At 59.6% G+C, this 25,568-nt stretch carries 27 protein-coding genes and 1 tRNA gene; 23 read left to right on the top strand and 5 right to left on the bottom strand.

Going from position 1 to position 25,568, the window contains the following annotated elements:
* Positions 1–5: 5 nt before the first annotated feature.
* From AACW30_RS10175 to AACW30_RS10205, 7 genes are all read left to right on the top strand, one after another.
* Positions 6–2,114: an acetate--CoA ligase family protein gene (locus tag AACW30_RS10175; protein ID WP_200624928.1), complete on the top strand. Its 2,109-nt coding sequence runs from the start codon at positions 6–8 to the stop codon at positions 2,112–2,114.
* Positions 2,104–3,711 (top strand): 5-guanidino-2-oxopentanoate decarboxylase, encoded by a 1,608-nt coding sequence (locus tag AACW30_RS10180; RefSeq protein WP_200624929.1) that lies wholly within the window; start codon positions 2,104–2,106, stop codon positions 3,709–3,711. The genes AACW30_RS10175 and AACW30_RS10180 overlap by 11 nt, the downstream gene beginning before the upstream one ends.
* A 19-nt stretch (positions 3,712–3,730) precedes the next feature.
* The gene (locus tag AACW30_RS10185) at positions 3,731–5,317 is read left to right on the top strand and encodes an ABC transporter substrate-binding protein (protein ID WP_200624930.1); all 1,587 of its coding nucleotides are present in this window, start codon (positions 3,731–3,733) and stop codon (positions 5,315–5,317) included.
* Between the two features lie 149 nt (positions 5,318–5,466).
* A complete protein-coding gene (locus AACW30_RS10190; protein WP_200624931.1) occupies positions 5,467–6,426 on the top strand; it encodes an ABC transporter permease in 960 nt (319 codons plus the stop codon).
* Between the two features lie 3 nt (positions 6,427–6,429).
* Positions 6,430–7,257 carry an ABC transporter permease gene (locus AACW30_RS10195; RefSeq protein WP_106579980.1) on the top strand — a complete coding sequence of 276 codons (828 nt, stop codon included), beginning with the start codon at positions 6,430–6,432 and terminating at the stop codon, positions 7,255–7,257.
* A 2-nt stretch (positions 7,258–7,259) separates the two neighbouring features.
* The gene (locus tag AACW30_RS10200; protein ID WP_200624932.1) at positions 7,260–8,879 is read left to right on the top strand and encodes an ABC transporter ATP-binding protein; all 1,620 of its coding nucleotides are present in this window, start codon (positions 7,260–7,262) and stop codon (positions 8,877–8,879) included.
* A 9-nt stretch (positions 8,880–8,888) separates the two neighbouring features.
* Positions 8,889–9,590, top strand: coding sequence for an NAD(P)H-dependent oxidoreductase (locus tag AACW30_RS10205; protein WP_119735481.1), 702 nt, complete (start codon positions 8,889–8,891; stop codon positions 9,588–9,590).
* Between the two features lie 123 nt (positions 9,591–9,713).
* Here AACW30_RS10205 and AACW30_RS10210 read toward each other — a convergent pair whose 3' ends face one another.
* Positions 9,714–10,793: a 3-deoxy-7-phosphoheptulonate synthase gene (locus AACW30_RS10210; protein WP_200624933.1), complete on the bottom strand. Its 1,080-nt coding sequence runs from the start codon at positions 10,791–10,793 to the stop codon at positions 9,714–9,716.
* Between the two features lie 619 nt (positions 10,794–11,412).
* Here AACW30_RS10210 and AACW30_RS10215 point away from each other — a divergent pair.
* Complete coding sequence (locus tag AACW30_RS10215; RefSeq protein WP_200624934.1) at positions 11,413–12,162, top strand: carbon-nitrogen hydrolase family protein; 750 nt, start codon at positions 11,413–11,415, stop codon at positions 12,160–12,162.
* Positions 12,163–12,609 (top strand): GNAT family N-acetyltransferase, encoded by a 447-nt coding sequence (locus AACW30_RS10220; protein WP_200624935.1) that lies wholly within the window; start codon positions 12,163–12,165, stop codon positions 12,607–12,609.
* 35 nt (positions 12,610–12,644) lie between these two features.
* Here the strand turns inward: AACW30_RS10220 and AACW30_RS10225 are convergent, their stop codons facing one another.
* Positions 12,645–12,884 (bottom strand): DNA-binding protein, encoded by a 240-nt coding sequence (locus AACW30_RS10225; RefSeq protein WP_106579986.1) that lies wholly within the window; start codon positions 12,882–12,884, stop codon positions 12,645–12,647.
* A gap of 81 nt (positions 12,885–12,965) precedes the next feature.
* On the opposite strand from AACW30_RS10225, the gene AACW30_RS10230 reads away from it, so the two are divergent.
* The 8 genes from AACW30_RS10230 to AACW30_RS10265 all read left to right on the top strand — a co-directional run bounded on the left by AACW30_RS10230 (position 12,966) and on the right by AACW30_RS10265 (position 18,903).
* A complete protein-coding gene (locus tag AACW30_RS10230; protein ID WP_200624936.1) occupies positions 12,966–13,331 on the top strand; it encodes a helix-turn-helix domain-containing protein in 366 nt (121 codons plus the stop codon).
* Between the two features lie 151 nt (positions 13,332–13,482).
* On the top strand, positions 13,483–14,124 hold the full coding sequence (gene gacA / locus AACW30_RS10235) for a response regulator transcription factor GacA (RefSeq protein WP_003190387.1): 642 nt from the start codon (positions 13,483–13,485) through the stop codon (positions 14,122–14,124).
* Position 14,125: 1 nt separating this feature from the next.
* Positions 14,126–15,949: an excinuclease ABC subunit UvrC gene (gene uvrC, locus AACW30_RS10240; protein ID WP_119735477.1), complete on the top strand. Its 1,824-nt coding sequence runs from the start codon at positions 14,126–14,128 to the stop codon at positions 15,947–15,949.
* 32 nt (positions 15,950–15,981) lie between these two features.
* A complete protein-coding gene (pgsA, locus tag AACW30_RS10245; RefSeq protein WP_003232771.1) occupies positions 15,982–16,542 on the top strand; it encodes a CDP-diacylglycerol--glycerol-3-phosphate 3-phosphatidyltransferase in 561 nt (186 codons plus the stop codon).
* 63 nt (positions 16,543–16,605) lie between these two features.
* A tRNA-Gly gene (locus AACW30_RS10250) sits at positions 16,606–16,681 on the top strand.
* A gap of 189 nt (positions 16,682–16,870) precedes the next feature.
* Positions 16,871–17,170, top strand: a complete 300-nt coding sequence (locus AACW30_RS10255; RefSeq protein WP_106579989.1) for a hypothetical protein — start codon at positions 16,871–16,873, stop codon at positions 17,168–17,170.
* Between the two features lie 386 nt (positions 17,171–17,556).
* Positions 17,557–18,381, top strand: a complete 825-nt coding sequence (locus tag AACW30_RS10260; protein WP_234452669.1) for a DUF4113 domain-containing protein — start codon at positions 17,557–17,559, stop codon at positions 18,379–18,381.
* Between the two features lie 156 nt (positions 18,382–18,537).
* Entirely contained in the window at positions 18,538–18,903 is a 366-nt protein-coding gene (locus tag AACW30_RS10265) for a histone-like nucleoid-structuring protein, MvaT/MvaU family (RefSeq protein ID WP_106579992.1), read from the top strand.
* 41 nt (positions 18,904–18,944) lie between these two features.
* On the opposite strand, the gene AACW30_RS10270 is transcribed toward AACW30_RS10265, so the two are convergent.
* Positions 18,945–19,088, bottom strand: a complete 144-nt coding sequence (locus AACW30_RS10270; RefSeq protein WP_106579993.1) for a DUF2256 domain-containing protein — start codon at positions 19,086–19,088, stop codon at positions 18,945–18,947.
* A gap of 305 nt (positions 19,089–19,393) precedes the next feature.
* On the opposite strand from AACW30_RS10270, the gene AACW30_RS10275 reads away from it, so the two are divergent.
* Positions 19,394–19,804 (top strand): phosphate-starvation-inducible PsiE family protein, encoded by a 411-nt coding sequence (locus AACW30_RS10275; protein ID WP_200624952.1) that lies wholly within the window; start codon positions 19,394–19,396, stop codon positions 19,802–19,804.
* A gap of 246 nt (positions 19,805–20,050) precedes the next feature.
* Positions 20,051–20,509, top strand: coding sequence for an Hsp20 family protein (locus AACW30_RS10280; RefSeq protein ID WP_106579994.1), 459 nt, complete (start codon positions 20,051–20,053; stop codon positions 20,507–20,509).
* 60 nt (positions 20,510–20,569) lie between these two features.
* Here the strand turns inward: AACW30_RS10280 and AACW30_RS10285 are convergent, their stop codons facing one another.
* Both AACW30_RS10285 and AACW30_RS10290 read right to left on the bottom strand, forming a co-directional pair.
* On the bottom strand, positions 20,570–21,334 hold the full coding sequence (locus AACW30_RS10285; RefSeq protein WP_200624937.1) for an OBAP family protein: 765 nt from the start codon (positions 21,332–21,334) through the stop codon (positions 20,570–20,572).
* A 232-nt stretch (positions 21,335–21,566) separates the two neighbouring features.
* A complete protein-coding gene (locus tag AACW30_RS10290; RefSeq protein ID WP_200624938.1) occupies positions 21,567–22,241 on the bottom strand; it encodes an HAD family hydrolase in 675 nt (224 codons plus the stop codon).
* A 391-nt stretch (positions 22,242–22,632) separates the two neighbouring features.
* On the opposite strand from AACW30_RS10290, the gene AACW30_RS10295 reads away from it, so the two are divergent.
* The 4 genes from AACW30_RS10295 to AACW30_RS10310 all read left to right on the top strand — a co-directional run bounded on the left by AACW30_RS10295 (position 22,633) and on the right by AACW30_RS10310 (position 25,336).
* Positions 22,633–22,914 (top strand): hypothetical protein, encoded by a 282-nt coding sequence (locus AACW30_RS10295; protein ID WP_169368629.1) that lies wholly within the window; start codon positions 22,633–22,635, stop codon positions 22,912–22,914.
* 189 nt (positions 22,915–23,103) lie between these two features.
* Positions 23,104–23,289, top strand: a complete 186-nt coding sequence (locus AACW30_RS10300; RefSeq protein WP_200624939.1) for a hypothetical protein — start codon at positions 23,104–23,106, stop codon at positions 23,287–23,289.
* 118 nt (positions 23,290–23,407) lie between these two features.
* Positions 23,408–24,253, top strand: a complete 846-nt coding sequence (locus AACW30_RS10305; RefSeq protein WP_200624940.1) for a DNA/RNA non-specific endonuclease — start codon at positions 23,408–23,410, stop codon at positions 24,251–24,253.
* A gap of 156 nt (positions 24,254–24,409) precedes the next feature.
* Complete coding sequence (locus AACW30_RS10310; protein WP_200624941.1) at positions 24,410–25,336, top strand: NADP-dependent oxidoreductase; 927 nt, start codon at positions 24,410–24,412, stop codon at positions 25,334–25,336.
* The last annotated feature ends 232 nt before the right edge of the window (positions 25,337–25,568 follow it).

Raw genomic sequence — 25,568 nt, forward strand, 5'->3', positions numbered from 1 at the left:
CGCTTATGTCCCAGGCTATTCGCGACAACCTCAAGCGCCTGCTGGCGCCCCGGCACCTGGCCTTCGTCGGTGGGCGCAGCATGGCGCGCGCGCTCAAGCGCTGCGCCGACGGCGGTTTTACCGGGCCCATGTGGCTGGTCAACCCGCAGCACGACAGCCTCGACGGTATCCCGTGTGTGCGCCGCATCGCCGATTTACCCTGCGGCCCGGATGCGGTGTTTATCGCCACCAACCGTGAACTGACGCTGACCTGCGTGGCGGAACTGGCCGCCATCGGCACCGGCGGCGCGATTTGCTACGCCTCGGGTTTTGCCGAAACCGGGGCCACCGGCCTAGCCCTGCAACAGCAGTTGCTGAAGGCCGCGGGCGACATGGCATTGCTCGGTCCCAACTGCTACGGCCTGCTCGATTACCTGCACAGCTCGGCCCTGTGGCCGGTGGCCCATGGCGGCAAAGCGGTGCACAAGGGCGTGGCGGTGCTGACCCAGAGCGGCAACTTCGCCTACAACCTGTCGATGAGCGACCGCTCGCTGCCGGTGGCCTACATGGCGTCGGTGGGTAACCAGGCGCAACTGGGGGTGGCCGAACTGATGGACGTGTTGCTCGATGAGCCGCGCGTCACCGCCATCGGCCTGCACCTGGAAGGCTTGAAGAATGTGCCGGGGTTTGCTCGCGCGGCGCACAAGGCCCTGGAAAAAGGCATCCCGATCATCGCGCTGAAAACCGGCGTGTCGCAGATTGGCGCCGAGCTGGCGTTGAGTCATACCAGCTCGCTATCCGGTTCGGACGCGCTGTACGACAGCCTGTTTGCACGGCTGGGCGTGATTCGCGTCAGCGGCCCGGTGAGTTTTGTCGAAACCCTGAAAGCCGCCGCGTGCGGCCATCTGCCGGCGGGCAATCGCCTCATCGCGCTGGCTTGTTCCGGCGGCGATGCAGGGCTGATTGCCGACTATGCCGAGCGCAACCACCTGGCCCTGCCAGAACTGGACGAAGGCCAGCGCGGCGAGCTGGCGCAGGTGTTGCCCAGCTACGCCAACCTGGTCAACCCGCTGGATTTCACCACCGCCATCTGGGGCGACCGCGACGCACTCGGCAGCATGCTCGACACGGCCCTGCGTACCGATGCGGATGCAGCCATGCTGGTGCTGGATTACCCGGCTGAATTCACCGGCGAGCGCAAGGAATGTGACGTGCTGTTGGCGCTGTTCTGCGACGCACTCGCGCGGCATGGCAAGACCGGCTTCGTCACCTCGGCCTTTCCCGAATTGCTGCCGGCCCATGCACGCGAGCGTCTGCATGCCCAAGGCATCGCCGCGCTGCAAGGCGTGGAGGACGCGTTCGCCGCGTGGGGCCGCATCGGCGACTACCAAAATAATCGTCGCGTGTTGCTCGAACGAGGCGAATCGATCCTTGCGCCGCTGTGCCCGCAACCCCTTGAGAGCCAGGGTTTGGCGCTGGATGAGTGGGCGTCCAAACAAGCCTTGCGCGCCTTCGGCCTGAATACGCCGGCTGCTGTATTGAGCACGCCGGGGCGGGTGATCGTGGACGCCAAGCTGTTGGGCTACCCGTTGGTGCTCAAGGCCGTCAGCGCTGATTTGCCGCATAAAACCGAAGCGGGTGCCGTGGCACTCAACCTCGAAGACGACGTGGCGCTGGCCACCGCACTCGAGCGCATGCGCGGGCAAATCGCCGCGTACGCACCGGGTGTCGCCTTCGATCAATTACTGCTGGAGTCGATGGCAACCCAGCCGTTGGCGGAGCTGATCGTGGGCATCAAGCGTGAAAACGACTTCGGCCTGGCCTTGGTGATTGGCGCTGGCGGCATCCTCGTGGAGTTGCTCAAGGACAGCCGCAGCCTGTTGTTGCCGACCACCGACGGCGCGATTCGCAACGCGTTGCTCAGCCTGCGCAGCGCGGTGTTGCTGCAAGGCTTTCGTGGCCGTGAGGTGGCGGATATGGACGCGCTGGTCGCGGCCATCCGCGCAGTGGCCGACTACGCCTGCGCGAATGCCGGGCAGTTACTGGAACTGGATGTGAACCCATTGCTGGTCAATGCCCGCGGCGCCACGGCGGTCGATGCATTGATTCGCCTAGGAGATGGTCATGCACGCTAAAACAATCACCGGCGGCCAAGCGCTGGTGCGGTTGCTCGCCAACTATGGCGTCGACACGGTATTCGGCATTCCCGGCGTGCACACGCTGGAGCTGTATCGCGGCTTGCCCGGCAGCGGCATTCGGCATGTGCTCACGCGCCATGAACAAGGCGCAGGTTTCATGGCCGACGGCTATGCGCGGGTCAGCGGCAAGCCGGGCGTGTGCTTTGTGATCACCGGCCCTGGGGTCACCAATGCGGCAACCGCAATCGGCCAGGCTTACGCCGACTCGATCCCGATGCTGGTGATTTCCAGCGTCAACCACACCGCCAGCCTCGGCAAGGGGTGGGGCAGCCTGCATGAAACCCAGGACCAGCGCGCAATCACCGCGCCAATCACGGCGTTTTCGGCGGTGGCGTTGTGCGCCGAGGATTTGCCCGAGCTGATCGCCCGGGCCTACGCAGTGTTCGACAGCGAGCGGCCACGGCCGGTGCATATCTCGGTGCCGCTGGATGTGTTGGCGGCGCCGATTCAAAGGGACTGGAGCAATGAGGTAGTACGCGGTTCAGGGCGTGGCGTGCCAATGGCCGAGGTGCTGGATCAGGCGGTGGCCAAGCTCGCTTCGGCCAAACGGCCAATGATCATTGCCGGCGGCGGCGCGCTGGCGGCGGGGGAGGCTTTGCAGCGCTTGAGCACGCAACTGGCGGCGCCGTTTTTTACCAGTGTCGCGGGCAAGGGTTTGGTGCCGTTCAATGACCCGCTGAATGCCGGTTCAACCCTGTGCGTCGAACCCGGCTGGCAACTGATCAGCGAGGCCGATGTGGTGCTGGCGGTCGGCACGGAAATGGCCGACACCGATTACTGGCGTGAGCGCTTGCCCATCACTGGTGAGCTGTTGCGCGTGGACATCGACCCACGCAAATTCAATGATTTTTACCCGTGCACGCTGGCGCTGCACGGCGATGCCAACAGCACTGTGCTGGCGTTGCTGGAGCGCTTGCCGACGGCGCCGCGAGACGCTGAAGCGGCAATCAAAAAAGTCGCCACATTGCTCCAGGCCGTTGAGCTGGGACACGGGCCCTTGCAGTCGATCCACCAAGCCATCCTCGACCGCGTCGAGGCCGAACTGCCCGCCAATGCTTTTATCAGCACTGACATGACCCAACTCGCCTACACCGGCAACTATGCCTACCGCAGCCGCACCCCGCGCAGCTGGCTGCACCCCACCGGCTACGGCACCTTGGGCTATGGCTTGCCGGCGGGCATCGGCGCCACGTTCGGCGCGCCTCTGCGGCCAGGGCTGGTGCTGGTGGGCGACGGCGGCTTCCTCTACACCGCCCAGGAATTGGCCACCGCCGTTGAAGAGCTGGACAGCCCACTGGTGGTGCTGCTGTGGAACAACGATGCCCTCGGGCAAATTCGCGATGACATGCTCAGCCTCGACATCGAGCCCATCGGCGTACTGCCGCGCAACCCGGATTTCGCGCTGTTCGCCCAGGCGTTCGGGTGCACCGTGAACCAGCCAAAGAATCTGGATGAATTGCAAACGGACTTGCGCAACGGCTTCAAACGCAATGGCGTGACCTTGATCGAGTTGAAACATGCCTATGCCTGTTGACCTTTAGAGGAGCAAGACCATGAGCGAAAACAACAACAAAATGACTCAAGCGATGCACCGACGGGACTTCCTCAAACACAGCGCCGTGGCCGGCGCGGTGGCGGCGGCGTTTTCCATGGGCCTGCCCTTGCATGCCTTCGGCGAAGACGCAGCGCCCAAACCGGGCGGCGTGCTGCGCCTGGGCCTGGCCGGCGGCAGCACCACCGATTCGCGCGACCCCGGCTCCTGGGTCGACACGTTTACCTTCGTCGGCTTCTCGGCGGTGTACAACACCCTGACTGAAATCGCCGTGGACGGCAGCGCAATCCCCGAACTGGCCGAGCGCTTTGAATCCACCGCGGACGCGCGCGTGTGGACCTTTCACTTGCGCCAGGGCGTGACCTTCCACAATGGCAAAACCCTGACCGCCGAAGACGTGGTGGTGTCGATCAATCATCACTTGAGCAAGGACTCCACGTCGGCGGCCAAGACGGTGCTCGGTGATGTCGCCAGCGTCAGCGCCAACGGCAACGACGCGGTGGTGTTCGAGCTGCATTCGGGCAACGCGGATTTTGCCTATGTGGTGGCCGATTACCATTTGGTGATCATGCCCGCCAAGGACGGCGCCGCCGATTGGCAAGCCGGTGTGGGCACCAGTGGCTATCGCCTGAAAAGCTTCGAACCGGGCGTGCGCATGGACCTGGAGCGCAACCCCGATTACTGGAAACCCGGCCGCGCGCACTTCGCCAGTGCCGAGTTGCTCGCCATCGCCGACGGCGCCGCGCGGGTCAATGCGCTGGTCACCGGGCAAGTCGATGTGATCAACAAAGTCGACCTGAAAACCGTGGCATTGCTCAAGCGCAACCCAGGCTTGGTGATTGAAGAAACCAAAGGCGCCCAGCACTACACCTTCCCGATGCTGTGCGACAGCAACGAGTTCAAGAACAACGACATTCGCATGGCCATGAAGCACGCGATCAACCGCGAAACCCTGCTGGCGTCGGTGCTGCATGGTTATGGCCTGGTGGGCAACGACCACCCGATCCAGCCGGGCAGCCGCTTTATCAACGCCGCGCTGGAGCAGCGCGCCTACGACCCGGACAAGTCGCGCTTCTACTTGCGCAAGGCCGGGGTGGAGTCGCTCAAGGTGCGCCTGCAAGCTTCCGACGCGGCTTACACCGGCGCGGTGGACGCCTCGGTGCTGTTCAAGGAACAGGCGCGCCAGGCCGGTATCGACATTGACGTGGTGCGCGAGCCGGCCGACGGCTACTTCTCCAATGTGTGGATGAAGCAGCCGTTCACTACCTCGTTCTGGTACAGCAGCCTGACCGCCGACCGCATGTTCAGCATCGGCTACGCCAAAGGCGCGGCGTGGAACGAAACCCACTGGGACAACGCGCGCTTCAACCAACTGCTCACGGCCGCGCGTGGCGAGATGAACGCGCCACTGCGCCAGGAGATGTACAACGAAATGCAGGCCCTGTGCCGGGACGATGGCGGTGCGATTGTGCCGCTGTTCGCCAGCTCTGTGGCGGCGCGTTCGAACCGCGTCAGCCATGGGCCGCTGACCGCGCCTTATGGTGAGCTGGATGGGTTGCGGTTGATTGAGCGCTGGTGGCAAGCCTAGAGCCCTACTAACAATGAAGATCAAATTGTGGGAGCGGGCTTGCTCGCGAAAGCGCTCTGTCAGTTGACACATGTAGTGGCTGGCACACCGCTTTCGCGAGCAAGCCCGCTCCCACATAGGGTTTGTGGTGTTTCAGGAGCAATGCACCCATGAATAGTTTGTTGAAGCTCATCCTCCAACGTCTCGCCCTCGGCCTGCTGTCGTTGTTCGCGGTCTCGGTGATCATCTTTCTCGCCGTGGGCATGCTGCCGGGCGACATTGCCCAGGCCATGCTCGGCCAGTCGGCTACGCCGGAAACCGTGGCGGCGTTTCGCGCGCAGTTGGGCCTGGATTTGCCGCCGTTCACGCGCTTTGCGCAATGGCTGTTGCGCCTGCTGCACGGCGATCTGGGCGCTTCACTGGCCAACCAGCGGCCTATCGCCGAGCTGATCGGTGCGCGTCTGGGCAATACGCTGAGCCTGGCCGCCCTGGCGGCGTTGGTCTCGGTGCCCACCGCGCTGGTGCTGGGCATGTTGGCGGCGCTGTACCGCAACAGCTGGTTTGATCGCCTGCTCAACACCACGGCCTTGAGCGCCGTGTCGTTCCCGGAGTTCTTTGTCGCCTACCTGCTGATCCTGGTGTTTTCGGTGAAGCTCGGCTGGTTTCCCAGCCTGTCCAACCTGGCACCGGATGCGTCGTTCTCCACGATCCTTGAGCGCTCGGTGTTGCCGGTTGCAACACTGAGCCTGGTGGTGATCGCGCAGATGATGCGCATGACCCGTGCCTCTTTGATCAACCTGCTGGCCAGCCCCTACATCGAAATGGCCCGGCTCAAGGGCATTCGCCCGTCGCGGATTATCTGGCGCCACGCGTTGCCCAATGCACTGGCACCCATCGTCAACGTGGTGGCGCTCAACCTGGCGTACCTGGTGGTGGGCGTGGTGGTGGTCGAAGTGGTGTTTGTCTATCCGGGGCTGGGGCAATTGCTGGTGGACTCGGTGTCCAAGCGCGACATCCCGGTGGTGCAGGCGTGCAGCCTGATCTTTGCCGCCACCTACATCCTGCTCAATACCTCGGCGGATGTGCTGTCCATCGCCAGCAACCCACGCCTGATGCACCCAAAGGGGTAGACCATGAGCCTGTTGAGCCACGTGGCCAGGGCGCCGTTGAGCGCCAAGTTCGGCCTGCTGATCATTGTGTTGTACATCGCGGTGGCGCTGTTTGCGCCGCTGCTGGCGCCGTATGGCGAAACCCAGGTGGTGGGCGAGGGGTTCGCGCCCTGGAGCGGTCAGTTTTTGCTGGGCACCGATAACCTCGGGCGCGATATGTTCAGCCGCCTCGTCTACGGCGCGCGCAATACCCTGGGCATCGCCTTCCTGACTACCACGCTGGCGTTCCTGCTGGGCGGTTTGAGCGGCTTGGTCGCCGCCATCAAGGGCGGCTGGATTGACCAGGGGCTGTCGCGGGTGGTGGATATTCTGATGGCAATCCCGCAGCTGATTTTTGCCTTGCTGATCCTCAGCGTGGTGGGCACCAACGCGACGTCGCTGGTGGTGGTGATTGCGCTGCTGGATTCGACGCGGGTGTTCCGCTTGTCTCGCGCGGTGGCGATGACCGTGGTGGTGCAGGATTTTGTCGAAGCCGCACGCCTGCGTGGCGAAGGCTTGTGGTGGCTGGTCAGCCGCGAAGTGCTGCCCAACGCTGCCGCGCCGTTGATTGCCGAATTCGGCCTGCGCTTTTGCTTTGTGTTCCTGTTTATCAGCGCGTTGTCGTTCCTGGGCCTGGGCATTCAACCGCCCACCGCCGACTGGGGCAGTATGGTGCGCGATAACGCGGTGTTGATCACCTTCGGCGACATCAGCCCGTTGCTGCCGGCGCTGGCGGTGGCCTTGATTACGGTCAGCGTGAATTTTGTCGTCGACTGGATGCTGCATACATCCAGCGGCCTGAAGGAGTGTTGAGGATGGACAGGCCATTGCTGGAAATCCGCAACCTGCAGGTTGAAGGGCATTACGAAGACGCCTGGCACCCGCTGATCCAGGGCATCGACCTGACCTTGCAACGCGGCGAAGTGCTGGGGCTGATCGGCGAGTCGGGCGCGGGTAAATCCACCCTTGGCCTGGCGGCGATGGGGTATGCGCGCGACGGTTGCCGCATTGTCGGCGGCTCGGTGTGTTTTGACGGCATCGCGTTGCTGCATGCCAAGCCTGAGGCCTTGCGCAAGCTGCGTGGTTTGCGCATCGCGTATGTGGCGCAAAGCGCGGCGGCGTCCTTCAACCCGGCGCACCGCCTGATCGATCAGCACGTGGAAACCGCGGTGATCAACGGCGGTATCAGCCGCGCCCAGGCCGAGCGCGAAGCGGTGGAGTTGTACCGCGTGCTGCGCTTGCCCAACCCCGAAACCATTGGCCAACGCTATCCGCATCAAGTGTCAGGTGGGCAGTTGCAGCGGGTGATGACGGCGATGGCGATGGCCTGCCACCCGGACTTGATCATCTTCGACGAACCCACCACCGCCCTCGACGTCACCACCCAGATCGAAGTGCTGGCAGCCATTCGCGACGCGGTGAAAACCTTCGGCAGCGCCGCGCTGTATATCAGTCACGATTTGGCGGTGGTGGCGCAGATGGCCGATCGCATCATGGTGCTGCGCCACGGCAAACTGGTCGAGGAAGCCGACACTCGCAGCATGCTCAGCCAGCCGCAGCAGGCGTACACCCAATCGCTGTGGGCGGTGCGCAGCTTTCGCACCGAGCCCAAGGCGCGCCCGGCCCAGGACGTGCCGCTGCTGGAGGTGCGCCAGGTGTGTGCCAGCTACGGGCATCAACCGGTGCTGCATGAGGTGTCGCTGCAGCTGCATCGCGGCCAGACCCTGGCGGTGATCGGCGAATCCGGCAGTGGCAAAAGCTCTGCCGCGCGGCTGATTACCGGCCTGCTGCCCGCCACGGCGGGGCAGGTGTTGTACGACGGCGAGGCGCTGCCGGTGGATTTCCGGCGGCGCAGCAAGGAGCAGTTGCGGCGTATCCAGATGATCTACCAGATCCCCGACACGGCGCTGAACCCGCGCCAGCGCATCGTCGACATCATCGGCCGGCCACTGACGTTTTACCTGGGCCTCAAGGGCAAGGCGATGCGCGCGCGGGTGGCCGAGCTGCTGGAGATGATCGAGCTGGACCCGGCGGTGTTTATGGAGCGCCAACCGCGCGAGCTGTCCGGGGGGCAGAAGCAGCGCATCTGCATCGCCCGTGCACTGGCGGCCGACCCGCAATTGATCATCTGCGACGAAGTCACCTCAGCCCTCGATCAACTGGTGGCCGAAGGCGTGCTGAAGTTGCTCAACCGCCTCCAGCAGCAACTGGGTGTGGCTTACCTGTTTATCACCCACGACGTCGCCACGGTGCGCGCGATTGCCGATGAGGTGGTGGTGATGCAGCGGGGCAGGGTGGTTGACCAGGGCAGCCGCAGCGCGATTTTTACCCCGCCTTACCAGGACTACACCGGCCTGTTGTTTTCATCGGAACCGGAAATGGACCCGGACTGGCTCGATCATTTGCTGGCCCAACGGGCGGCGCCCACCGTTTGAGGAATTCACATGAAGGTTTTGATTGTTCACGCCCATCCTGAACCGCAGTCCTTTACCGCCGCCTTGCGCGACCAGGCGGTCAGCACGCTGCAAGAGCAGGGGCATGCGGTGCAGGTCAGTGACTTGTACGCCATGCAGTGGAACCCCGTAGCGTCGGCGGCGGATTTTTCGACACGGGAGAATCCTGACTATTTGGTGTACGCCCTGGAGCAACGGCTGGGGGTGAAGAAGCAGTCGATCGCGGCGGATATCCAGGGCGAGTTGGACAAGCTGCTGTGGGCTGACCTGCTGATTCTCAACTTCCCGATCTTCTGGTTCTCGGCGCCGGCGATGCTCAAGGGCTGGATCGATCGGGTGCTGGTGTCGGGCGTGTGTTACGGCGGCAAGCGTTTTTACGATCAGGGCGGGCTGGCGGGCAAGCGGGCGCTGGTCACGGTGACCCTGGGCGGGCGTGAGCATATGTTTGGCGAAGGCGCTATTCACGGGCCGCTGGAGGAGATGTTGAAGCCGATTCTGCGCGGCACGCTGGCGTATGTGGGGTATGAAGTGCTGGCGCCGTTTGTGGCGTGGCATGTGCCGTATATCAGCGACGAGGCGCGGCGGGAGTTTCTGCTGGGGTACGCGCGGCGGCTGCAAGGTCTGGCGCAAGAGCAGCCTTTGATATTCCCGAAACTGGAACAATTCGATGAGGCGCTATACCCACTTTCCTGAGTCCAGCGCTGTTCAAGTGTGGGAGCTGGCTTGCCGGCGATTACGGTACATCAGCTAAAGATCTGTAGCCTGATACACCGCTATCGCAGGCAAGCCAGCTCCCACATTTATGAGCCGCTTCTGTCAGTTGGCTTTGTGTTGCTCCCGCAACCGCTCTGCCGCTGTGCGCAACAACTGTTCGGTGCCGTCCCAGCCCAGGCAACCATCGGTCACCGACACGCCGTATTTCATCGACGCGCTCAACGGCTGGCAACCTTCGAACAGATGGCTTTCGAGCATCATGCCGATCAGCGAGGTGTCGCCTTGCAGGCGTTGTTCCAGCACGTCGTTGAACACGGCCGGCTGACGCAGCGGGTCTTTGCCGCTGTTGGCGTGGCTGCAATCGACCATGATCCGCGCCGCGACCTTGGACTTGGCCAAGTCGTGTTTTACCTGCGCCACACTTTGCGCATCGTAGTTTGGCCCACGGTGACCGCCGCGCAGCACCAGGTGCGTGTCGGGGTTGCCTGGGGTCTGGATGATTGCCGGATGGCCCTGGCTGTCGACGCCGAAGTGGCGGTGCGGGTGTGACGCCGAGCGCATCGCGTCACAGGCAATCGCGACGCCGCCGTCGGTGCCGTTCTTGAAGCCGACCGGCATGCCCAGGCCGCTGGCCATTTCGCGGTGGATCTGCGATTCGGTGGTGCGCGCGCCAATGGCGACCCAGCTGAGCAGGTCATCGAAGTAGCCGGCGGCCATGGGTTGCAGCAGCTCGGTGGCGACCGGCAGGCCCAGGCGCAGCATTTCACGCATCAGTTCGCGCGACAGGGTCAGGCCTGCGGCCATGTCATCGCTGCCGTCCAGGTGCGGGTCGTAGGCCAGGCCTTTCCAGCCGATGGTGGTGCGCGGCTTTTCCACGTAGGCGCGGATCACCAGCAGCATCTGGTCGCTGACTTCAAGCGCCAGTTTCTTCAGATTGCGCGCGTATTCCATGGCCGATTCGGGGTCGTGGATCGAGCACGGGCCGACAATCACCAGCAAACGGGCATCTTCACCGTTGAGGATGGCGCGCACGGCTTGGCGATGGGCGTGGATCTGTTCGTTGAGGAAGGGGCTCAGGGGCAACTGGTGCTTGAGTTCAAGCGAGCTGGGCAGGCGCTGGGTCAGGGCTTCATTGGCGCTGGACAGGTTGGCAACGGGCAAGGCGGCGGTGGCAGAGTTCATATTCAAGGCTTCCTGGGCAAGCGGCGGGCGATTCCCGCGCGCTCTGCCCTACTGGGGTGTTCGACAATTGGCCGTATTGGCTACGTGTGTTGGCTTGCCACCAATAGGTGACCGATCGGAGGCGGCAGGCTGTCCCGAACGGAGCTTGCTAAATCGCCATGCAGTGCAGGTGTCGTAGCGGTAATAGGTGGCGTAGTTCATGTCGTGAGTCCTTTTAGTGTTCGGTGTGAAGCAAAATAAGTAGGGGCTGAAAAAACAAAACCCCCGGTCGGGGAGCCGACCGGGGGTTAGATTTCTCTGGTAGGCGACCCCTTGAGTAGTGGGCGCCGATTTCAGGTATCAGGCGCGCCAGTGGCTAAACCAATACCCAAAATAAAAGCTGACCAGTGCGCTCGAACCGTTCACGCGGGTAGCCGATACCGAGCGCGGGGCGCTGGCAGCAGGGCAAACCTGAGTGTGGGTGAGTTGCAACATGGTGTGTCTCCAAATGATGGGGGGAGCTTACTAGAGGCACGCGGGTGGATTCAATCAGTAATTTCTATCGCCTGAGGTACTTACGGCTATGGGGTGAGTGTCGATATGCTGCTGACACTTAGATATTGATGGCTTGGACGCGACCATGACTGCCTTGACCCTTGCTGCTGCTCAGACCACTTCGATCGCAGGCGATGTGCCGGCCAATATCCAGCGGCACTTGGCGTTTATGCAGGTGGCGGCGGAGCACGGTGTGCAGTTACTGGTGTTTCCAGAGCTGTCGTTGACCGGCTACGAGCCGGCGCTGGCCGCTGAACTGGCGATGGCGCCAGAGGATGCACGGCTTGCGCCATTGCGTGAGAAGGCGCAGGCGCTGCAATTGACGGCGGTGGTGGGGATGCCGATCCGTTTGGCGCCCGGGGCGGGCGTGTTGATCGGCGCGCTGGTGTTGGCGGCGCACGGGTCGCTGGCGGTCTACACCAAGCAGCATTTGCATCCGGGTGAAGACGTGGCGTTCGTCGCAGGGCAGGGCGGTGCCGCCCTCGAATGGGCGGATGACCGTATTGCGCTGGCGGTTTGCGCAGACTTTTCCCACGCAAGCCACCCACGTGAGGCCGCGCAGGCCGGCGCCAATGTGTACGCCGCCGGCGTGTTGATCAGCGAGGGTGGCTACGCCGCAGACAGCGCGCTGCTCCAGGGGTATGCCGCCGAGCATCGCATGCTGGTGTTGATGGCCAACCATGGCGGACCTTCAGGCGGCTGGGCCTGCGCAGGGCGCAGCGCCATCTGGGCCGCGGACGGCAGCGTGCTGGCCGCTGCACCGGGCACTGGCGACGCGTTGGTGCTTGCCCGCCGCGATGGCGGCCACTGGTCTGGCCACGTGGTTGCCCTGTAAATGACGTTTCACCTGCGCGCCGCGACTGGCGATGACTTGCCATTCGCACGCAGGCTGACCTGCCAAGCCATGGGCGGCTACTACCTGCAATACGGTCTTGTGTGGTCTGACTATGGCTTTGATGTGGGCTGGGGAAGCCGCGAGAACTGGATGATCTGCAAGGACGACGCAGTGCTGGGGTTTATCAGCCTGAGCCGTGACAACAATGCTCTGTACATTCGCGAATTGCACTTGTCCGAAAACTACCGCAAGCAGGGCGCAGGCAGCTGGGTACTCGAGCAGATGGCGCTCAAGGCGCGTGAACAGGGACTGGGTCTTTTACGCTTGACGGTGTTCAAAACCAATCCGGCGCGCAGGTTGTATCAGCGCCTGGGGTTGAGCATCGTAGGGGAAGAGGGTTGCTTCTGGCGCATGGAGCGCGAGTGTCAGGCAGGTCCATCGGACTAAAACAGGCACGTCTTGCCAATAGGCGCATACTGCGGTCAGGAAACGATTTCCGGGTCGCGGTTCAGGGCCACGGGCTCATCCACGATAATCCCTTCTTTCATGCCCAACAGGACCGCCACCTTGTGGGCTTCCCCACGCCGTCCTTTTTTACGCCCAGCGAGCACTTGATAGGTCGTGGCCGGATCAACGCCGTGCTCACGGGCAAACGCTTGAACTGACTTTCCTTGATGTTCCAGCCAGGCCTTGGCTTGTGCAGCAGTGCGAATACCGGGCATAGTTCAAAACCGTTCAAGTTTGTTTAAAACGAGATGAGTGTGTCACCTCTTGGGGTGTGCCAGACAGGATCATACATCCAAATGAGTGGAATCGGTTCGCGTTTAAGACAGGAAAGAGAACGTCTTGGCCTGTCACAGAAAGTTTTTGGTGAAATCGGCGGCGTTGAAGCAAATGCCCAGGGCAAATACGAGAGCGGTGGCCGCGCACCCAAGGCGGACTACCTGTCACGCGTGGCTCAGCGTGGTGTAGATGTTTTATATGTGCTGACGGGAAGCCCGACGCCTATCCAGCTGAAAAACCTCAGTCAGCTGGAAGAAAAAATCCTGGAAAACTACCGGGTGATGCTCAAGGAAGATCAGGACGCTATCCGCCGACTGACCTCCACACTGGCGGAACACTCCGTGTCGCAGAACGGAAAACACAAGTCCGCTCTCACGCAAAGCTGACCTTTTGCTCAGTAAAATCGGCTGTCTGGCGCAAGTCGGGCACCGATGGCGTGCGCAAACTCTATATATATGACGCTTGCAGCTAGGTCTGCGCCCTGGTTTTTTGCTAAGGTGTTCAGCAACCTATAAGACCATATCGCGAGGTGTCTGCTTGATTAGGGTGCTAGTAGTCGATGACCATGATCTCGTTCGTACAGGCATTACACGAATGCTGGCTGACATCGATGGCCTGCAAGTAGTCGGTCAGGCCGAGTCAGGGGAGGAGTCCCTGATCAAGGCCCGGGAGTTGAAACCCGATGTGGTTTTGATGGACGTCAAGATGCCTGGGATCGGCGGTCTTGGTGCCACTACCAAATTGTTGCGCAGCCATCCGGACATTAAAGTCGTGGTGGTGACCGTGTGTGAGGAAGACCCTTTTCCTACACGTCTGCTGCAGGCAGGCGCGGCCGGTTACCTGACCAAAGGTGCGGGCCTGGCGGAGATGGTGCAAGCCATTCGCCTGGTATTTGCCGGCCAGCGTTATATCAGCCCGCAGATTGCCCAACAGTTGGCTATCAAATCTTTCCAGCCCACCAGCGACTCGCCGTTTGATGCGCTGTCGGAGCGGGAAATCCAGATTGCCTTGATGATCGTCGGCTGCCAGAAAGTGCAGACGATTTCCGACAAGCTTTGCCTGTCGCCCAAAACCGTTAACACCTACCGCTATCGCATTTTCGAGAAGCTCGCCATCAGCAGTGATGTTGAATTGACCCTGCTCGCGGTGCGCCACGGCATGGTGGACGCCAGCGCCTGACATGACCACACCGTTTGATCCAAGTGCCTTTCTCTCAACCTGCAGTGGCCGCCCCGGCGTGTACCGCATGTTCGACAGCGAGGCACGCCTGCTTTACGTGGGCAAAGCCAAGAACCTGAAAAACCGTCTGGCGAGCTACTTTCGCAAGACCGGCCTGGCGACGAAAACCGCTGCCTTGGTGGCGCGTATCGCCCAGGTTGAAACCACCATCACCGCCAATGAAACCGAAGCGCTGTTGCTTGAGCAGACGCTGATCAAGGAATGGCGGCCGCCCTACAACATTCTGCTGCGTGACGATAAATCCTACCCCTACGTGTTTTTATCCGACGGCAATTTCCCGCGGCTGAGCATTCACCGCGGCGCGAAGAAGCAGAAGGGCAAGTATTTCGGGCCGTACCCCAGCGCGGGTGCAATCCGCGAAAGCCTGAGCCTGCTGCAAAAGACCTTTTTTGTGCGCCAGTGCGAAGACAGTTTCTACAAGAACCGCACGCGGCCTTGCCTGCAGTACCAGATCAAGCGCTGCAAGGCGCCTTGTGTCGGCCTGGTTGATCCGGCGGAGTACGCCGAGGATGTGCGCCATTCGGTGATGTTCCTTGAAGGGCGCAGCAATGCGCTCACCGATGAGCTCTCCGGCGCCATGGAGCAAGCTGCCAGCACGCTGGATTTCGAGCGGGCCGCCGAGTTGCGTGACCAGATCTCTCTGTTGCGCCGTGTCCAGGACCAGCAAAGCATGGAGGGCGGCAACGGCGACGTCGATGTCATCGCCGCCTTCGTCAACCCGGGCGGCGCCTGTGTGCATTTGATCAGCGTGCGTGGCGGGCGAGTGCTGGGCAGCAAGAACTTCTTCCCGCAAACCGGGATCGACGAGGAAGTGGCTGAAGTCATGGCCGCCTTCCTCGGTCAGTACTACGTCAGCAGCCCCGAGCGCGATCTGCCCTCGGAGTTGATCGTCAACGTGGTGCATGAAGACTTCCCCACACTGATCGAGGCCATCCATGAGTTGCGCGGCCGTGAGCTGGACATCAGCCATCGCGTGCGCGGTACCCGCGCCCGTTGGCAGCAACTGGCGGTCACAAACGCCGAGCAGGCCCTGAGTGCGCGTCTGGCCAATCGACAGCATGTGGCCGCACGCTTTGACGCCTTGGCTGAAGTCCTTAACCTGGACGAGCCGCCGCAACGGCTGGAGTGCTACGACATCAGCCACTCCAGCGGCGAAGCCACTGTGGCGTCCTGTGTGGTGTTCGGGCCGGAAGGGCCGATCAAATCCGATTACCGGCGCTACAACATCGAAGGCGTTACCGCCGGCGATGACTACGCCGCGATGCACCAGGCCCTGACGCGACGCTTCAGCAAGTTGAAGGACGGAGAGGGCAAACTGCCGGATATCCTCCTGGTGGACGGCGGCAAGGGCCAACTGTCCATGGCCCGTGACGTGCTCAACGAACTGGCCGTGCCCGACCTGATCCTGCTCGGCGTGGCCAAGGGCGCCACGCGCAAGGCCGGTTTCGAGACGTTGTACTTGAATGATGCCGCCCATGAGTTCACCTTGAAGGGCGACTCACCCGCGCTGCACCTGATTCAACAGATCCGTGACGAGGCCCACCGTTTTGCCATTACTGGCCACCGTGCCCGTCGCGGCAAAACCCGTCGAACCTCAACCCTGGAAGGGGTGGCGGGCGTTGGCCCGACACGCCGCCGCGACCTGCTAAAACATTTTGGTGGCTTGCAGGAGCTGTCCCGTGCCAGCATTGACGAAATAGCCAAAGCACCCGGTATCAGTAAAAAGCTCGCTGAGTTGATTTATGCAAACCTGCACAGCGAATAGAATGCCTTCTCACCTCGTAGCCAGTTGTGCCGATGAATATCCCTAATCTGATTACCGTTCTACGCGTCCTGCTCATTCCGATTTTCATTTTGTTGTTCTATTTGCCGTACGAATGGAGCTATGCCGCCTCCAGTTCAGTGTTTGCCTTTGCAGCCGCAACCGACTGGCTTGACGGCTACCTAGCACGTCGCCTGGAACAGAGCACGCCCTTTGGCGCGTTCCTTGATCCGGTGGCCGACAAGCTGATGGTGGCTGTCGCCCTGGTCCTGTTGGTGCAGGAGCACGGCAACCTGTGGCTGACGCTGCCGGCCGCGGTGATCATCGGCCGCGAAATCGTCGTCTCGGCCCTGCGCGAATGGATGGCCGAAATCGGCGCGCGCGCCCACGTGGCGGTCTCCAACATGGGCAAATGGAAAACCGCTGCGCAAATGCTCGCGTTGGTGATCCTGCTGGCCAATCCATCGGACTTCTCCTTCTGGGTGCTCACGGGCTACGCCTTGCTGCTGATCGCCGCGGGCCTGACGTTGTGGTCCATGCTTCAGTATTTGCGTGCCGCCTGGCCACATCTGCGCACCACCGTTGAAAAGAAATAAAACTTTTTTGAATCAAGGGGTTGACGGGCGTTCTGGATTCTATAGAATGCACACCACCAAGACGCGGGAATAGCTCAGTTGGTAGAGCACGACCTTGCCAAGGTCGGGGTCGCGAGTTCGAGTCTCGTTTCCCGCTCCAAATACAAAGAAAAAGCCACTCAATAGAGTGGCTTTTTTTTGCCTGGGATTTACGCAATAGACGCTTCGGCGTCTTTTTTCGTTTGGCGCGTGGTCTGCCACCCTGGGTGCGGTTGAACTGCTGATGCCGGGAACGACCCACTGCGCCTGCAAGTCTATCTGTATCTACTCATCGGTAAGGTACAGCGCAATGGACAACACAATCACCGTGGATCAACTGGCGACCGCCGATCTTGGATCAATCAACGAGATATGGCTGGGCGAGACGCATACCCAGCTGTGCCTATGGCGTGGCGAACAAGTCTTCTCTCACGAAATGATGAGCGAGGGCACGCACGACCAGAATGTCCGACGCCTGTGCGTGCAGTTGGTCAATCCTGACGATCAGGCTGCAGTGGCCAGCGTTGAGTCAATTGTGCGCGAACGGTTGAAAAAGATGGGGAAGGAGGGCGAGTTTTATCCGGCTGAAGAGGCGGACACTCACCAGTAGTCAGTTTGAAGCCCAGAAGTGTCGGCCAGTCATGATGGGCCTCAGACGTTAGATGAGCACCCATGGCTGAATAGGCTTGGCGATGTCCGTTAATTGGCCGCTGACGGCTGCGAAAATTGCGAAAGCAGTCACTTCACCCATGAGCAACATGCTGAACTTGTCATCCGGTGGCACGAGCAGTACACGAGCGCCAGGGCGCAGTATCAGGGTAATTAACCCTTACGCCGAAATCATGCATCTGCGAACGTCAACTTCGCATCGATAACGATTAATCGTGAGTCAAACCAGATCCTGTCGTGGCGTGGAAATGGATCTTCCTCTGACAATCCTGAAAGGCTTAGGGTTGTTTACTCAATCGAGTAACACCCTGGAGCAGGCCAAGGACTATGGATATCGAATTTCGCGGTAATGGCATGCGTGAGAACCCGTCTGTAGGTACGTGCGATGAGTACGGTGTGAGTGGGCTGACCAGCGTTGAGGACCTGACCGAAGCGCGTCGCTGGATTGCTGAGCTACACCCAGGCTTTAAACCTCTGTTCTCGCTCGATGATCTGCACCAAGCCCGCTACACCTCGGGCCATGTGCGCAATAACCTGGGGATGGACGATGCAACGGAGCAGGACATCGCTGGCCTGCCTCCTGAGTGCTTCGAGCAGGGTCTATACATAGGCTATCCGACGACGAAAGCGGAGTTCGCAATCTGCCTGCGCAATTTCACACGCCTGGTTGCGGGCACGTCTTTCGAAGATGCGTGCGCTCATGGTTTGACGCGGGATGAGCAGGCCCTGCAGGCGTGGATCGGTTACCAGAACAATCCGGTTGCTCTTCTAGAGCAACCCCTATCAGCGCTGCTGGTACCCGTTGAGCAGTCTTGCCAGGCACTCGCGGCTTTTCCGAATGGCTATTTCACTTGCGATCTGGACCCTGCGAAAAACTGTGCAGTTGCGCGCCATTTCTCTGAAGTGCATGGCTATGAGTTGATGGGCGTGGGGGCGTCATACCTGGGCTTCATTTGTGCGGCGCCGCTTGATATGTCGCGCGCTGACGCCGTTGCCAAAGACTTCTGTGCGCTCTACAACGGCCGGTGGGGCAGGGGGACGATGCGCTTGGCCGGCGTGCCTATCGACCCAGATTGGGGCATGCGAAGAGAAATGATGAGCCAAAGCTTCACGACCCGTGTCGATCAGCTTTGGACTGTTTACTGTCGGTAAGTACGCTTTAGGCACGGGAGTCTATTCTCTCAGTAACTGAACTCACTCTTTCTATGGGATTGAGTTCATGACCCCGGACGTGTGTCGACAGGTTTACCCGTTCATGCAGGTGTCTTTTTTGGTGTAACGTAACAGCACATCTAGAAGAGGTTTCCAATGTCTAAACTCGCAGAATTTCGTCAACTCGAAAAACACCTTGCTGAGCAACTCCAGGCGCTCGAAGCGCTGAAAGGCGACGCCGGCCTCAAGAAAGAAATTGAATTCGAAACCAAACTTCGCGATTTGCTCGCAAAGTATGGCTATAGCCTCAAAGACGTGATCAACCTGCTTGATCCACAATCCAAGGGCCGCGCTACTGCACCGGCGCCAAAAACGGGCACTCGCAAAGCTCGTCAGGTGAAGGTTTATAAAAACCCGCACACTGGAGAAACCATTGAAACCAAAGGTGGTAATCACAAAGGCTTGAAAGAGTGGAAGAGCAAGCACGGCGCTGACACAGTTGAGTCTTGGCTGACCAAGTAAACTCCGCGTGAACACAAAAAGGGCTTAAAGAGCCCTTTTTTTTATTCAGTTTTTGGTGATTTGCTGCGTCTGCAGCGCTCCGAGCAATAGCGAACTTCGTCCCAGCAACGGGCCCATTTCTTTCGCCATGTGAAAGGAAGCCCACAGGTAGCGCAGGTTTTGACGGGAAGCTCTGACTTTTTCAAGAGGCGTCCTTGATATTAAGTTTGTATGCCCCTACTTGGTCAAACCGTGCAACGGTGGGCATCTTAACCCGCCGGTGTTTGTCTACCCAGCAGGTAAATTGGATTCGGCTGATTGCGCCAAGAGGCATATCAAGTGCAGATCAACAGGCCTGAAACTCAAGGCAATCGCTATCTTTTCACAAACTGACTTCGAGCGTCTTGCATAAGTCCTCCAAGACAAGAGGAGAGAGGTCGTGTCTAAGCTTCATCCAGAAAATCGTGAGAATAATTCGACATTCAAAAACTTTAAAATCCAGTGGGCTTTGATGAGCGCCTATGAACGCTTCGAGCAACTGGTGGTGCTGGCGCTGAGCCTGATCATAGCGCTGGTGATCATTATCGCCGTGTTGCAGCTTTGCAGGAATGTAGTACCCCTTCTGATAGGGGGAGCCATTGATCCGCTGGATCACAACGCATTCCAAGCACTATTCGGCTCCATTTTCACGGTACTGATCGCCTTGGAGTTCAAGCATTCGATAGTACGGCCCGCCCTCAGGCGAAACAGCGTCGTGCAGGTGAGAACGGTGCTGATGATTGCATTGCTGGCCCTGAGCCGAAAATTTGTCATCCTGGATTCGGCCGTCACTCCGGCTTCGACCATCGCGGCGCTAGGTTTCGCGACGTTGGTACTGGGCCTGCTTTGCTGGCTTTTGCGGCACCGCGACCTGTCTGAGTAGCAAGCTACTGTCCCTGAGCCGGTGACGAATTCGCTCGCTGCAGGCGCGTTCTGTCGAGAGGAAATCGGTTCAGACCTGCGCCTGCCTGGAGCGGTGTGCACAGGGCTTAACCCGAGAATTTGAGTTGGAAAAATTTTTTTCGGGATGCCCTTGAAAATGTTTTGGGCGTACCTATTTTCGGTTTTACGCGATGCCGCAAACGGGTCGCGTCTTAAATCACTTGGAGAAAACTCAGGAGATTTTACTATGGCTACTACTCTTTCTTTGGCCCCTCTGTTTCGTCAGTCTGTGGGTTTTGATCGCTTCAACGACCTGTTTGAATCGGCGCTGCGTAGCGAGGCTGGTAATACCTATCCACCTCATAACGTCGAGAAACACGGTGATGATCAATACCGCATCGTGATTGCAGTGGCGGGTCTTACTGAGGAGGACATAGACATTCAGGTTGAAAACGGCGTACTGAACGTTTCCGGTGGAAAACGTGAAAGCGACGAGAAGGTGACTTACCTTCACCAAGGCATCGCGCAACGGGCCTTCCGCTTGTCCTTCCGGCTGGCTGACCATATCGAAGTGCAAGGTGCATCGCTCACCCATGGTCTGCTGGCAATCGAGCTGCTTCGAGTGATTCCCGAAGAAGCCAAGCCAAAACGCATCCAGATCGGTACGGCCAGCAAGCCAGAACAGCGTCAAGTAAGCCTGCAATAATTCGATTTAAGGCGCTCTTCGGAGCGCCTTTTTCTTATCAGCATTTAATGGGCGATGACGTCAGTGCTGATGCGGCATGTTTGTCGGATCCGCTATCTGGAACACCTTGCCCTGACGCCACGCATCCGCGCCTGGCGCAACGGCGGGGGCCGGTATGTCCGCTCGCGCTTTGTGCTTTTGCACGCTATCGACGCCGAATCGACGATCCCGATCTGCAACCATCTGAGGATCTGCCTGCCCATCTGCGGTGAAACCCATCATGAGCTGAGGCACGCCCAGAGGCAGGTCTTTATTGAGGTCGGTATGCCAGGTATGCCACGTCTTGCCATAGGTGTGGACGAGTTTTTCCATCAATGCATGCTCAGCTATTTCAGGAATCCCGGGCGCTATCAGCTGACCTGATTTCACTTCGTGAACATGACTGTGCCAAAGCGCTTGCTCGGCTTTGGGCAAACCGGCAAATAAGTGTTCGCTGATGATGTACTCCACACCCATCAGCTTGGCGTCCTTGCGATTGCCATCGTAGATCACACACTGGATGACTTCCTCGTTGAGGATGGCGCAGTAATGGTGGGCCTCCATCTGTGCATTCATGTGGCCGTTATAAAAATGAAAGCCATCCAGGTACGCGTTCAATGCGTCTATCGGCGGGCGTGATTGAAGCAGTGCCGCGCCGGCGTCCAGGGACTGGGTAGTGGGCGATTTGGTCTCCCCCGGCGCGACGACGTTAGAGGGCGAGTTATTGCTCGCACAGGCGGCGAGCAATGGCGCCAACACCGCCGCGCACAGCGTGTTGATCCTATAGGGTTTGCAGATTGCGCTCATTGGAGAGTCCCTTCAGTCGATTTGATTAAGTGCCTGCCGTGCGGCTTGAACAGCTGTTCTGCACACCATTCGATTACAGCGATTTGGATATCCACCGAGCCGCGAAAATTTCTATTTGCACAGACAGTGCCGAGGTAGGCGGTGGCCGGTGACGGTGCATCAGCGACGCATGAGCGCTCAAGGGCGAAAGAGCGTCAGACCGCTGTTAAAAACCTGGATGGATTGTGGGACATCAAGGCCTGGATGCGACTTCCTCTAAATGCTGCAAAAGATCTTGCGGGTCCTCGTACACCCTCAGCGCTCCCGCTCTTTCAAGCTCGCTGATGTCGTAGCCGCCTGAAAGCAAGCCGACGCCTGTCGCTTTGCAACGCCTTGCCGCAAGCATGTCCCATATGGCATCGCCCACTACGACACAATCCTCAATCTGTACATCGAGCTTGCGCGCCGCGGCAAGGAAAAGATCTGGATCCGGCTTGCCGTATTTAACATCGTCGCGGGTGATTATATTGATCGCGTTAATATCCAAGCCAAGCGCTTCTAAATTGATCCTGGCAGTAGACAAACCGCCGCTGGTAGCGATACACCACTTTATATTTTCTTCAGTCAGGGTTTTTAATAACTCGACTGACCCTGGAAGTGCCGTTATCTGGCCTTTGAGCGCCTCATACGCAGCAGCATGTTTCTTACTTAATGCCGCGCCTTGCGCTTCAGTAATGGTTACACCGGTTTCACGCGACAGGGTCTTTAACATGAGCCCTCCGCTCATACCGATCTTGCGGTGAATGCGCCACATAGCCAGCGGAATGCCCTCGGAATCAAGTGCCTCTTTCCACGCCGCTACGTTTTGGTAAACGCTGTCGGTGAGCGTGCCGTCGAGGTCGAATATAAATGATGTTTGAGGTCGCATGGAGAGTCTCCAGGTTGATAACTGTAATGTTCGTGACGGGTATTTCATTATCAGCCGGGCCCGGTGTAACGCGGTGCCCATTGGCTGTCTCCCTTCAGTCAAATCTTGGCGCATACCGTTCTGAAACGTGAGGCCGCCACGCGTTCATTATTTCGTCCACAGCGGGGTGTGTTCACACCACACCTGCTGCCAACCAGCAGGGATTGCTCGCCGTTGTACTGTGCGGTCCCGATACGAGGCTGCTGCAAACCTGGATGAGAAAGACGAAACCAAAATCGCTCAGTCGATTTCGACGCAGCAAAAATTTGAACCGTCGCTGAACACGCTTACCTAACGATTAGCTTGTGACGAATTGCACAGGCGATTTGCCAATATCGGCATACTCCGAGAGGTGGGCAACGTGGCTAAAGACGAGAAGAAAAGCAAAGGTGACGCTTCGAAAGCCAGTAAGGAATTGAAAGACAAAAAGTCCTCACCCGCAAAGAAATCCGCAGCAGCATCGGCTCTTTCAAAGTCTTCCGAGAAGAAAGACAAGAAGAAAGAGGCCGAACCAAAGAAGTCTGTAAAAGCCGAACCAAAGAAATCTGTAAAAAAAGCGGACAGCAAGCCAGAAAAGGCGAAGACGTCAGAAAAATCTGAGAAGTCAGAGAAGTCGTCGAAAAAGAAGAAGTGAGACCTGCTAGGGCTTTATGCCCTAGCTTCTTCACACGGGTTTGTCTTCGATAAAGGCTTGGGCGCTAGCGCTTTGGGCCGCGAGGCTGCACGGCGGCGGCTCAAAAAGCCGCTCGCCAACACCGAGTTGCCATCCCATCACGCAGGGCTCCCTGCAAATAAACGGCCTGCGGTTGCAGCGTCGGTTTCCATGAACGCCATCAACCTATCCACGGCAGTCGGTAACGTGATGACGACCCGACAATTCCCGCCTGCGGCGCTATTCACCGCTGAGCCTGTTGCCTCGATGACTACCTGTTTTTTTTGCTTGGCAGCGTTGAATGACGTCAACGCCTGGTACGGCGCAATGTCGAATCCGTTTTTGCTGGAAACCTGAAAGCCTTCCTCATATTGAAATGTTTAAAGTGGTTTAATGTTTATGTCGACCCGCGATGGAATCGCAATGGTCGGCTTTCCATTGACCTCTGTTATTGATTCACCCAAGGAGCTACACCATGCAAGGAAGTATGAAGTTCAAGCACCTCGCGTTTCTGTTGATCCCGCTCGTTGCCGCCTGTACCACACCGGATAGAAACCGCGAATCGGCAGCCATTGCCCAGCCGCAACCACAGCAGGCATTGCAGTTCGACAATTGCGCGGTGGGCTGTCCGGCCGGCGGAAGCCCTCTGACGTTGAACCGTCAGGCCTACACGCTCAACAACAACGGCTCGACCAAGTTTGCCAACTGGGTCTCGTACAAAATCACCAAGGACACCCCGGCGAGCGGACGCCCGCGCGACTGGAAGACGGATCCGGACATTCCGGCCGGGGAAACGCTCGACCCGGTGGATTACAACGGCGCGAACGTCGCGCTTAAAGTCGACCGTGGCCATCAGGCCAACCTCGCCTCCATGGCGGGCGTGCCTGACTGGCAGACGCTCAATTATTTGTCCAACATCACCCCGCAGAAGTCCGACCTTAACCAGGGGCCCTGGGCGCATCTTGAAGATCAGGAGCGCAACCTCAGCAAACAGGCGGGCGTCGACCAGGTGTATGTCAGCACCGGGCCGCTGTATGAGCATTTTGTCGGCACGCTGCCGGGCACAAACAAGGTGCACACCATTCCCAGTGGCTACTGGAAAATCATCTTTGTCGGCAGCTCGCCCGAAAACGGTGTGTACGCATCGTTTGTGATGAACCAGGAGACGCCCAAAGGCGCCAACTTCTGTGACTACCAGGTGACCGTAAACCAAATCGAAGAGCGTTCAGGGCTGACCTTCTGGAGCAATTTGCCGCAGTCGGTGCAGGCTGCGCTGAAGGCGAAGCAAGGCCAGTTGCCGGGCCGTATCGGCTGCAAATAACCCCCACACGAAGCGCCTATGCGGAGCAAACCGCGTAGGCGCTTTCGCAGGGCAGCCCGAACCGTTGGTCTGCATAACCCAACACCCACTGAACCCCAGGTTGCCGACAGTCCTCCACACCCCTGTATGTTCTGAAAAGACCATGAGGTGTTTGGCATGAAAGCAATCAGGATTGAGCAGTTCGGCGGCCCCGAGGTCATGCAGCTACGCGATGTCGACGTGCCGGAACCGAAAACGGGCGAAGTGCTCGTAAAGAATTTTTTTGTGGGTATCAACCCGGTGGACTACAAGATTCGCCAGGGCCAATACCCCGAGGTCAAGCAGGACAAACTGCCGTTGACCCTGGGCCGTGAAGTGGCCGGTGTGGTCGAGAAGGTCGGGCAGGGTGTCAGTGATTTCAAACCGGGCGACCGGGTCTTTGCAATGATCGGCGCCGATGGCGGCTACGCCGAATACGCCCGCGTGCCTGCCGCGCATCTGGCGCGCATTCCGGCCGCGCTCGATTGGCCGGTCGCCGCCGGTGTGCCGCTGGCAGGCCATACCGCCTGGCAGGCGTTGGTAGAGCATGGTCACATCGAGCAGGGGCAGAAGGTCTTGATCCACGGTGGCACCGGCGGTGTGGGGCACTTCGCCGTTCAATTTGCCAAGGTCAAGGGCGCCCAGGTCTACGCCACGGCCTCCACCGACAGCCTGGCGTTTTTGCGTGAGCTGGGCGTGGACCGTGCGATTGACTACAAGACCGAGCGTTTCGAAGACATCTGCAAGGACTTTGACCTGGTCATCGACTTGATTGGCGGCGATACGCAAGCGCGCTCATGGCAGGTGCTGGGCGAGGGCGGGCGGCTGGTGTCGACCCTGACCCAGCCCGATGCCCATCATCCGCAGGCCACGGGCAAGACCGGTACGCGGTTTACGGCTGCGCCACGTGGCGAAGAGTTGACCGAGATTGCCGGGTTGATCGAGGCCGGCAATGTGCAGGTCTATATCGCCAGGCAGTTCGAGCTGGCGGCGGCAGTAGAGGCATTGGACTTTTTGGCCAACGGGCATGTGCACGGCAAGGTTGTCCTGCACGTGAGCGATTGAGGCGGCTGCATGAGCGATCATTTGAAGCCACCTGAAGGCGCCCCTGCCGGGCAGAAAGTACGCCCCGAGACGGCGAAACGAAGTGACACGTCTGAAGATCCGAATGTCGTCCGGCCCTGGAAGCCTGATGTCAATCAGGGCGCGGTTGCCCCCGGCGGACCGTCGAAGGATCCAGAGTCGGGTGCATGAGGCCAGCAAGCCAGCCAGCCCTGCCGTGACAGGGCTGGCGACT

It is taken from the genome of Pseudomonas sp. MF6747 (genome assembly GCF_963890955.1).
Lineage (GTDB): Bacteria > Pseudomonadota > Gammaproteobacteria > Pseudomonadales > Pseudomonadaceae > Aquipseudomonas.

What these genes read in the sequence shown, in the direction of transcription:
- AACW30_RS10230 (WP_200624936.1), top strand. Translation starts at nt 12,966, where the DNA reads ATGAGTGGAATCGGTTCGCGTTTAAGACAGGAAAGAGAACGTCTTGGC.
- AACW30_RS10290 (WP_200624938.1), bottom strand. Translation starts at nt 22,241, where the DNA reads ATGCGACCTCAAACATCATTTATATTCGACCTCGACGGCACGCTCACC.
- AACW30_RS10225 (WP_106579986.1), bottom strand. Translation starts at nt 12,884, where the DNA reads ATGCCCGGTATTCGCACTGCTGCACAAGCCAAGGCCTGGCTGGAACAT.
- uvrC (WP_119735477.1), top strand. Translation starts at nt 14,126, where the DNA reads ATGACCACACCGTTTGATCCAAGTGCCTTTCTCTCAACCTGCAGTGGC.
- AACW30_RS10310 (WP_200624941.1), top strand. Translation starts at nt 24,410, where the DNA reads ATGAAAGCAATCAGGATTGAGCAGTTCGGCGGCCCCGAGGTCATGCAG.
- AACW30_RS10300 (WP_200624939.1), top strand. Translation starts at nt 23,104, where the DNA reads ATGAACGCCATCAACCTATCCACGGCAGTCGGTAACGTGATGACGACC.
- AACW30_RS10305 (WP_200624940.1), top strand. Translation starts at nt 23,408, where the DNA reads ATGCAAGGAAGTATGAAGTTCAAGCACCTCGCGTTTCTGTTGATCCCG.
- AACW30_RS10190 (WP_200624931.1), top strand. Translation starts at nt 5,467, where the DNA reads ATGAATAGTTTGTTGAAGCTCATCCTCCAACGTCTCGCCCTCGGCCTG.
- AACW30_RS10215 (WP_200624934.1), top strand. Translation starts at nt 11,413, where the DNA reads ATGACTGCCTTGACCCTTGCTGCTGCTCAGACCACTTCGATCGCAGGC.
- AACW30_RS10260 (WP_234452669.1), top strand. Translation starts at nt 17,557, where the DNA reads ATGGATATCGAATTTCGCGGTAATGGCATGCGTGAGAACCCGTCTGTA.
- AACW30_RS10285 (WP_200624937.1), bottom strand. Translation starts at nt 21,334, where the DNA reads ATGAGCGCAATCTGCAAACCCTATAGGATCAACACGCTGTGCGCGGCG.
- AACW30_RS10175 (WP_200624928.1), top strand. Translation starts at nt 6, where the DNA reads ATGTCCCAGGCTATTCGCGACAACCTCAAGCGCCTGCTGGCGCCCCGG.
- AACW30_RS10185 (WP_200624930.1), top strand. Translation starts at nt 3,731, where the DNA reads ATGAGCGAAAACAACAACAAAATGACTCAAGCGATGCACCGACGGGAC.
- AACW30_RS10180 (WP_200624929.1), top strand. Translation starts at nt 2,104, where the DNA reads ATGCACGCTAAAACAATCACCGGCGGCCAAGCGCTGGTGCGGTTGCTC.
- AACW30_RS10255 (WP_106579989.1), top strand. Translation starts at nt 16,871, where the DNA reads ATGGACAACACAATCACCGTGGATCAACTGGCGACCGCCGATCTTGGA.
- AACW30_RS10220 (WP_200624935.1), top strand. Translation starts at nt 12,163, where the DNA reads ATGACGTTTCACCTGCGCGCCGCGACTGGCGATGACTTGCCATTCGCA.
- AACW30_RS10205 (WP_119735481.1), top strand. Translation starts at nt 8,889, where the DNA reads ATGAAGGTTTTGATTGTTCACGCCCATCCTGAACCGCAGTCCTTTACC.
- AACW30_RS10280 (WP_106579994.1), top strand. Translation starts at nt 20,051, where the DNA reads ATGGCTACTACTCTTTCTTTGGCCCCTCTGTTTCGTCAGTCTGTGGGT.
- AACW30_RS10265 (WP_106579992.1), top strand. Translation starts at nt 18,538, where the DNA reads ATGTCTAAACTCGCAGAATTTCGTCAACTCGAAAAACACCTTGCTGAG.
- AACW30_RS10200 (WP_200624932.1), top strand. Translation starts at nt 7,260, where the DNA reads ATGGACAGGCCATTGCTGGAAATCCGCAACCTGCAGGTTGAAGGGCAT.
- AACW30_RS10195 (WP_106579980.1), top strand. Translation starts at nt 6,430, where the DNA reads ATGAGCCTGTTGAGCCACGTGGCCAGGGCGCCGTTGAGCGCCAAGTTC.
- AACW30_RS10275 (WP_200624952.1), top strand. Translation starts at nt 19,394, where the DNA reads ATGAGCGCCTATGAACGCTTCGAGCAACTGGTGGTGCTGGCGCTGAGC.
- AACW30_RS10210 (WP_200624933.1), bottom strand. Translation starts at nt 10,793, where the DNA reads ATGAACTCTGCCACCGCCGCCTTGCCCGTTGCCAACCTGTCCAGCGCC.
- pgsA (WP_003232771.1), top strand. Translation starts at nt 15,982, where the DNA reads ATGAATATCCCTAATCTGATTACCGTTCTACGCGTCCTGCTCATTCCG.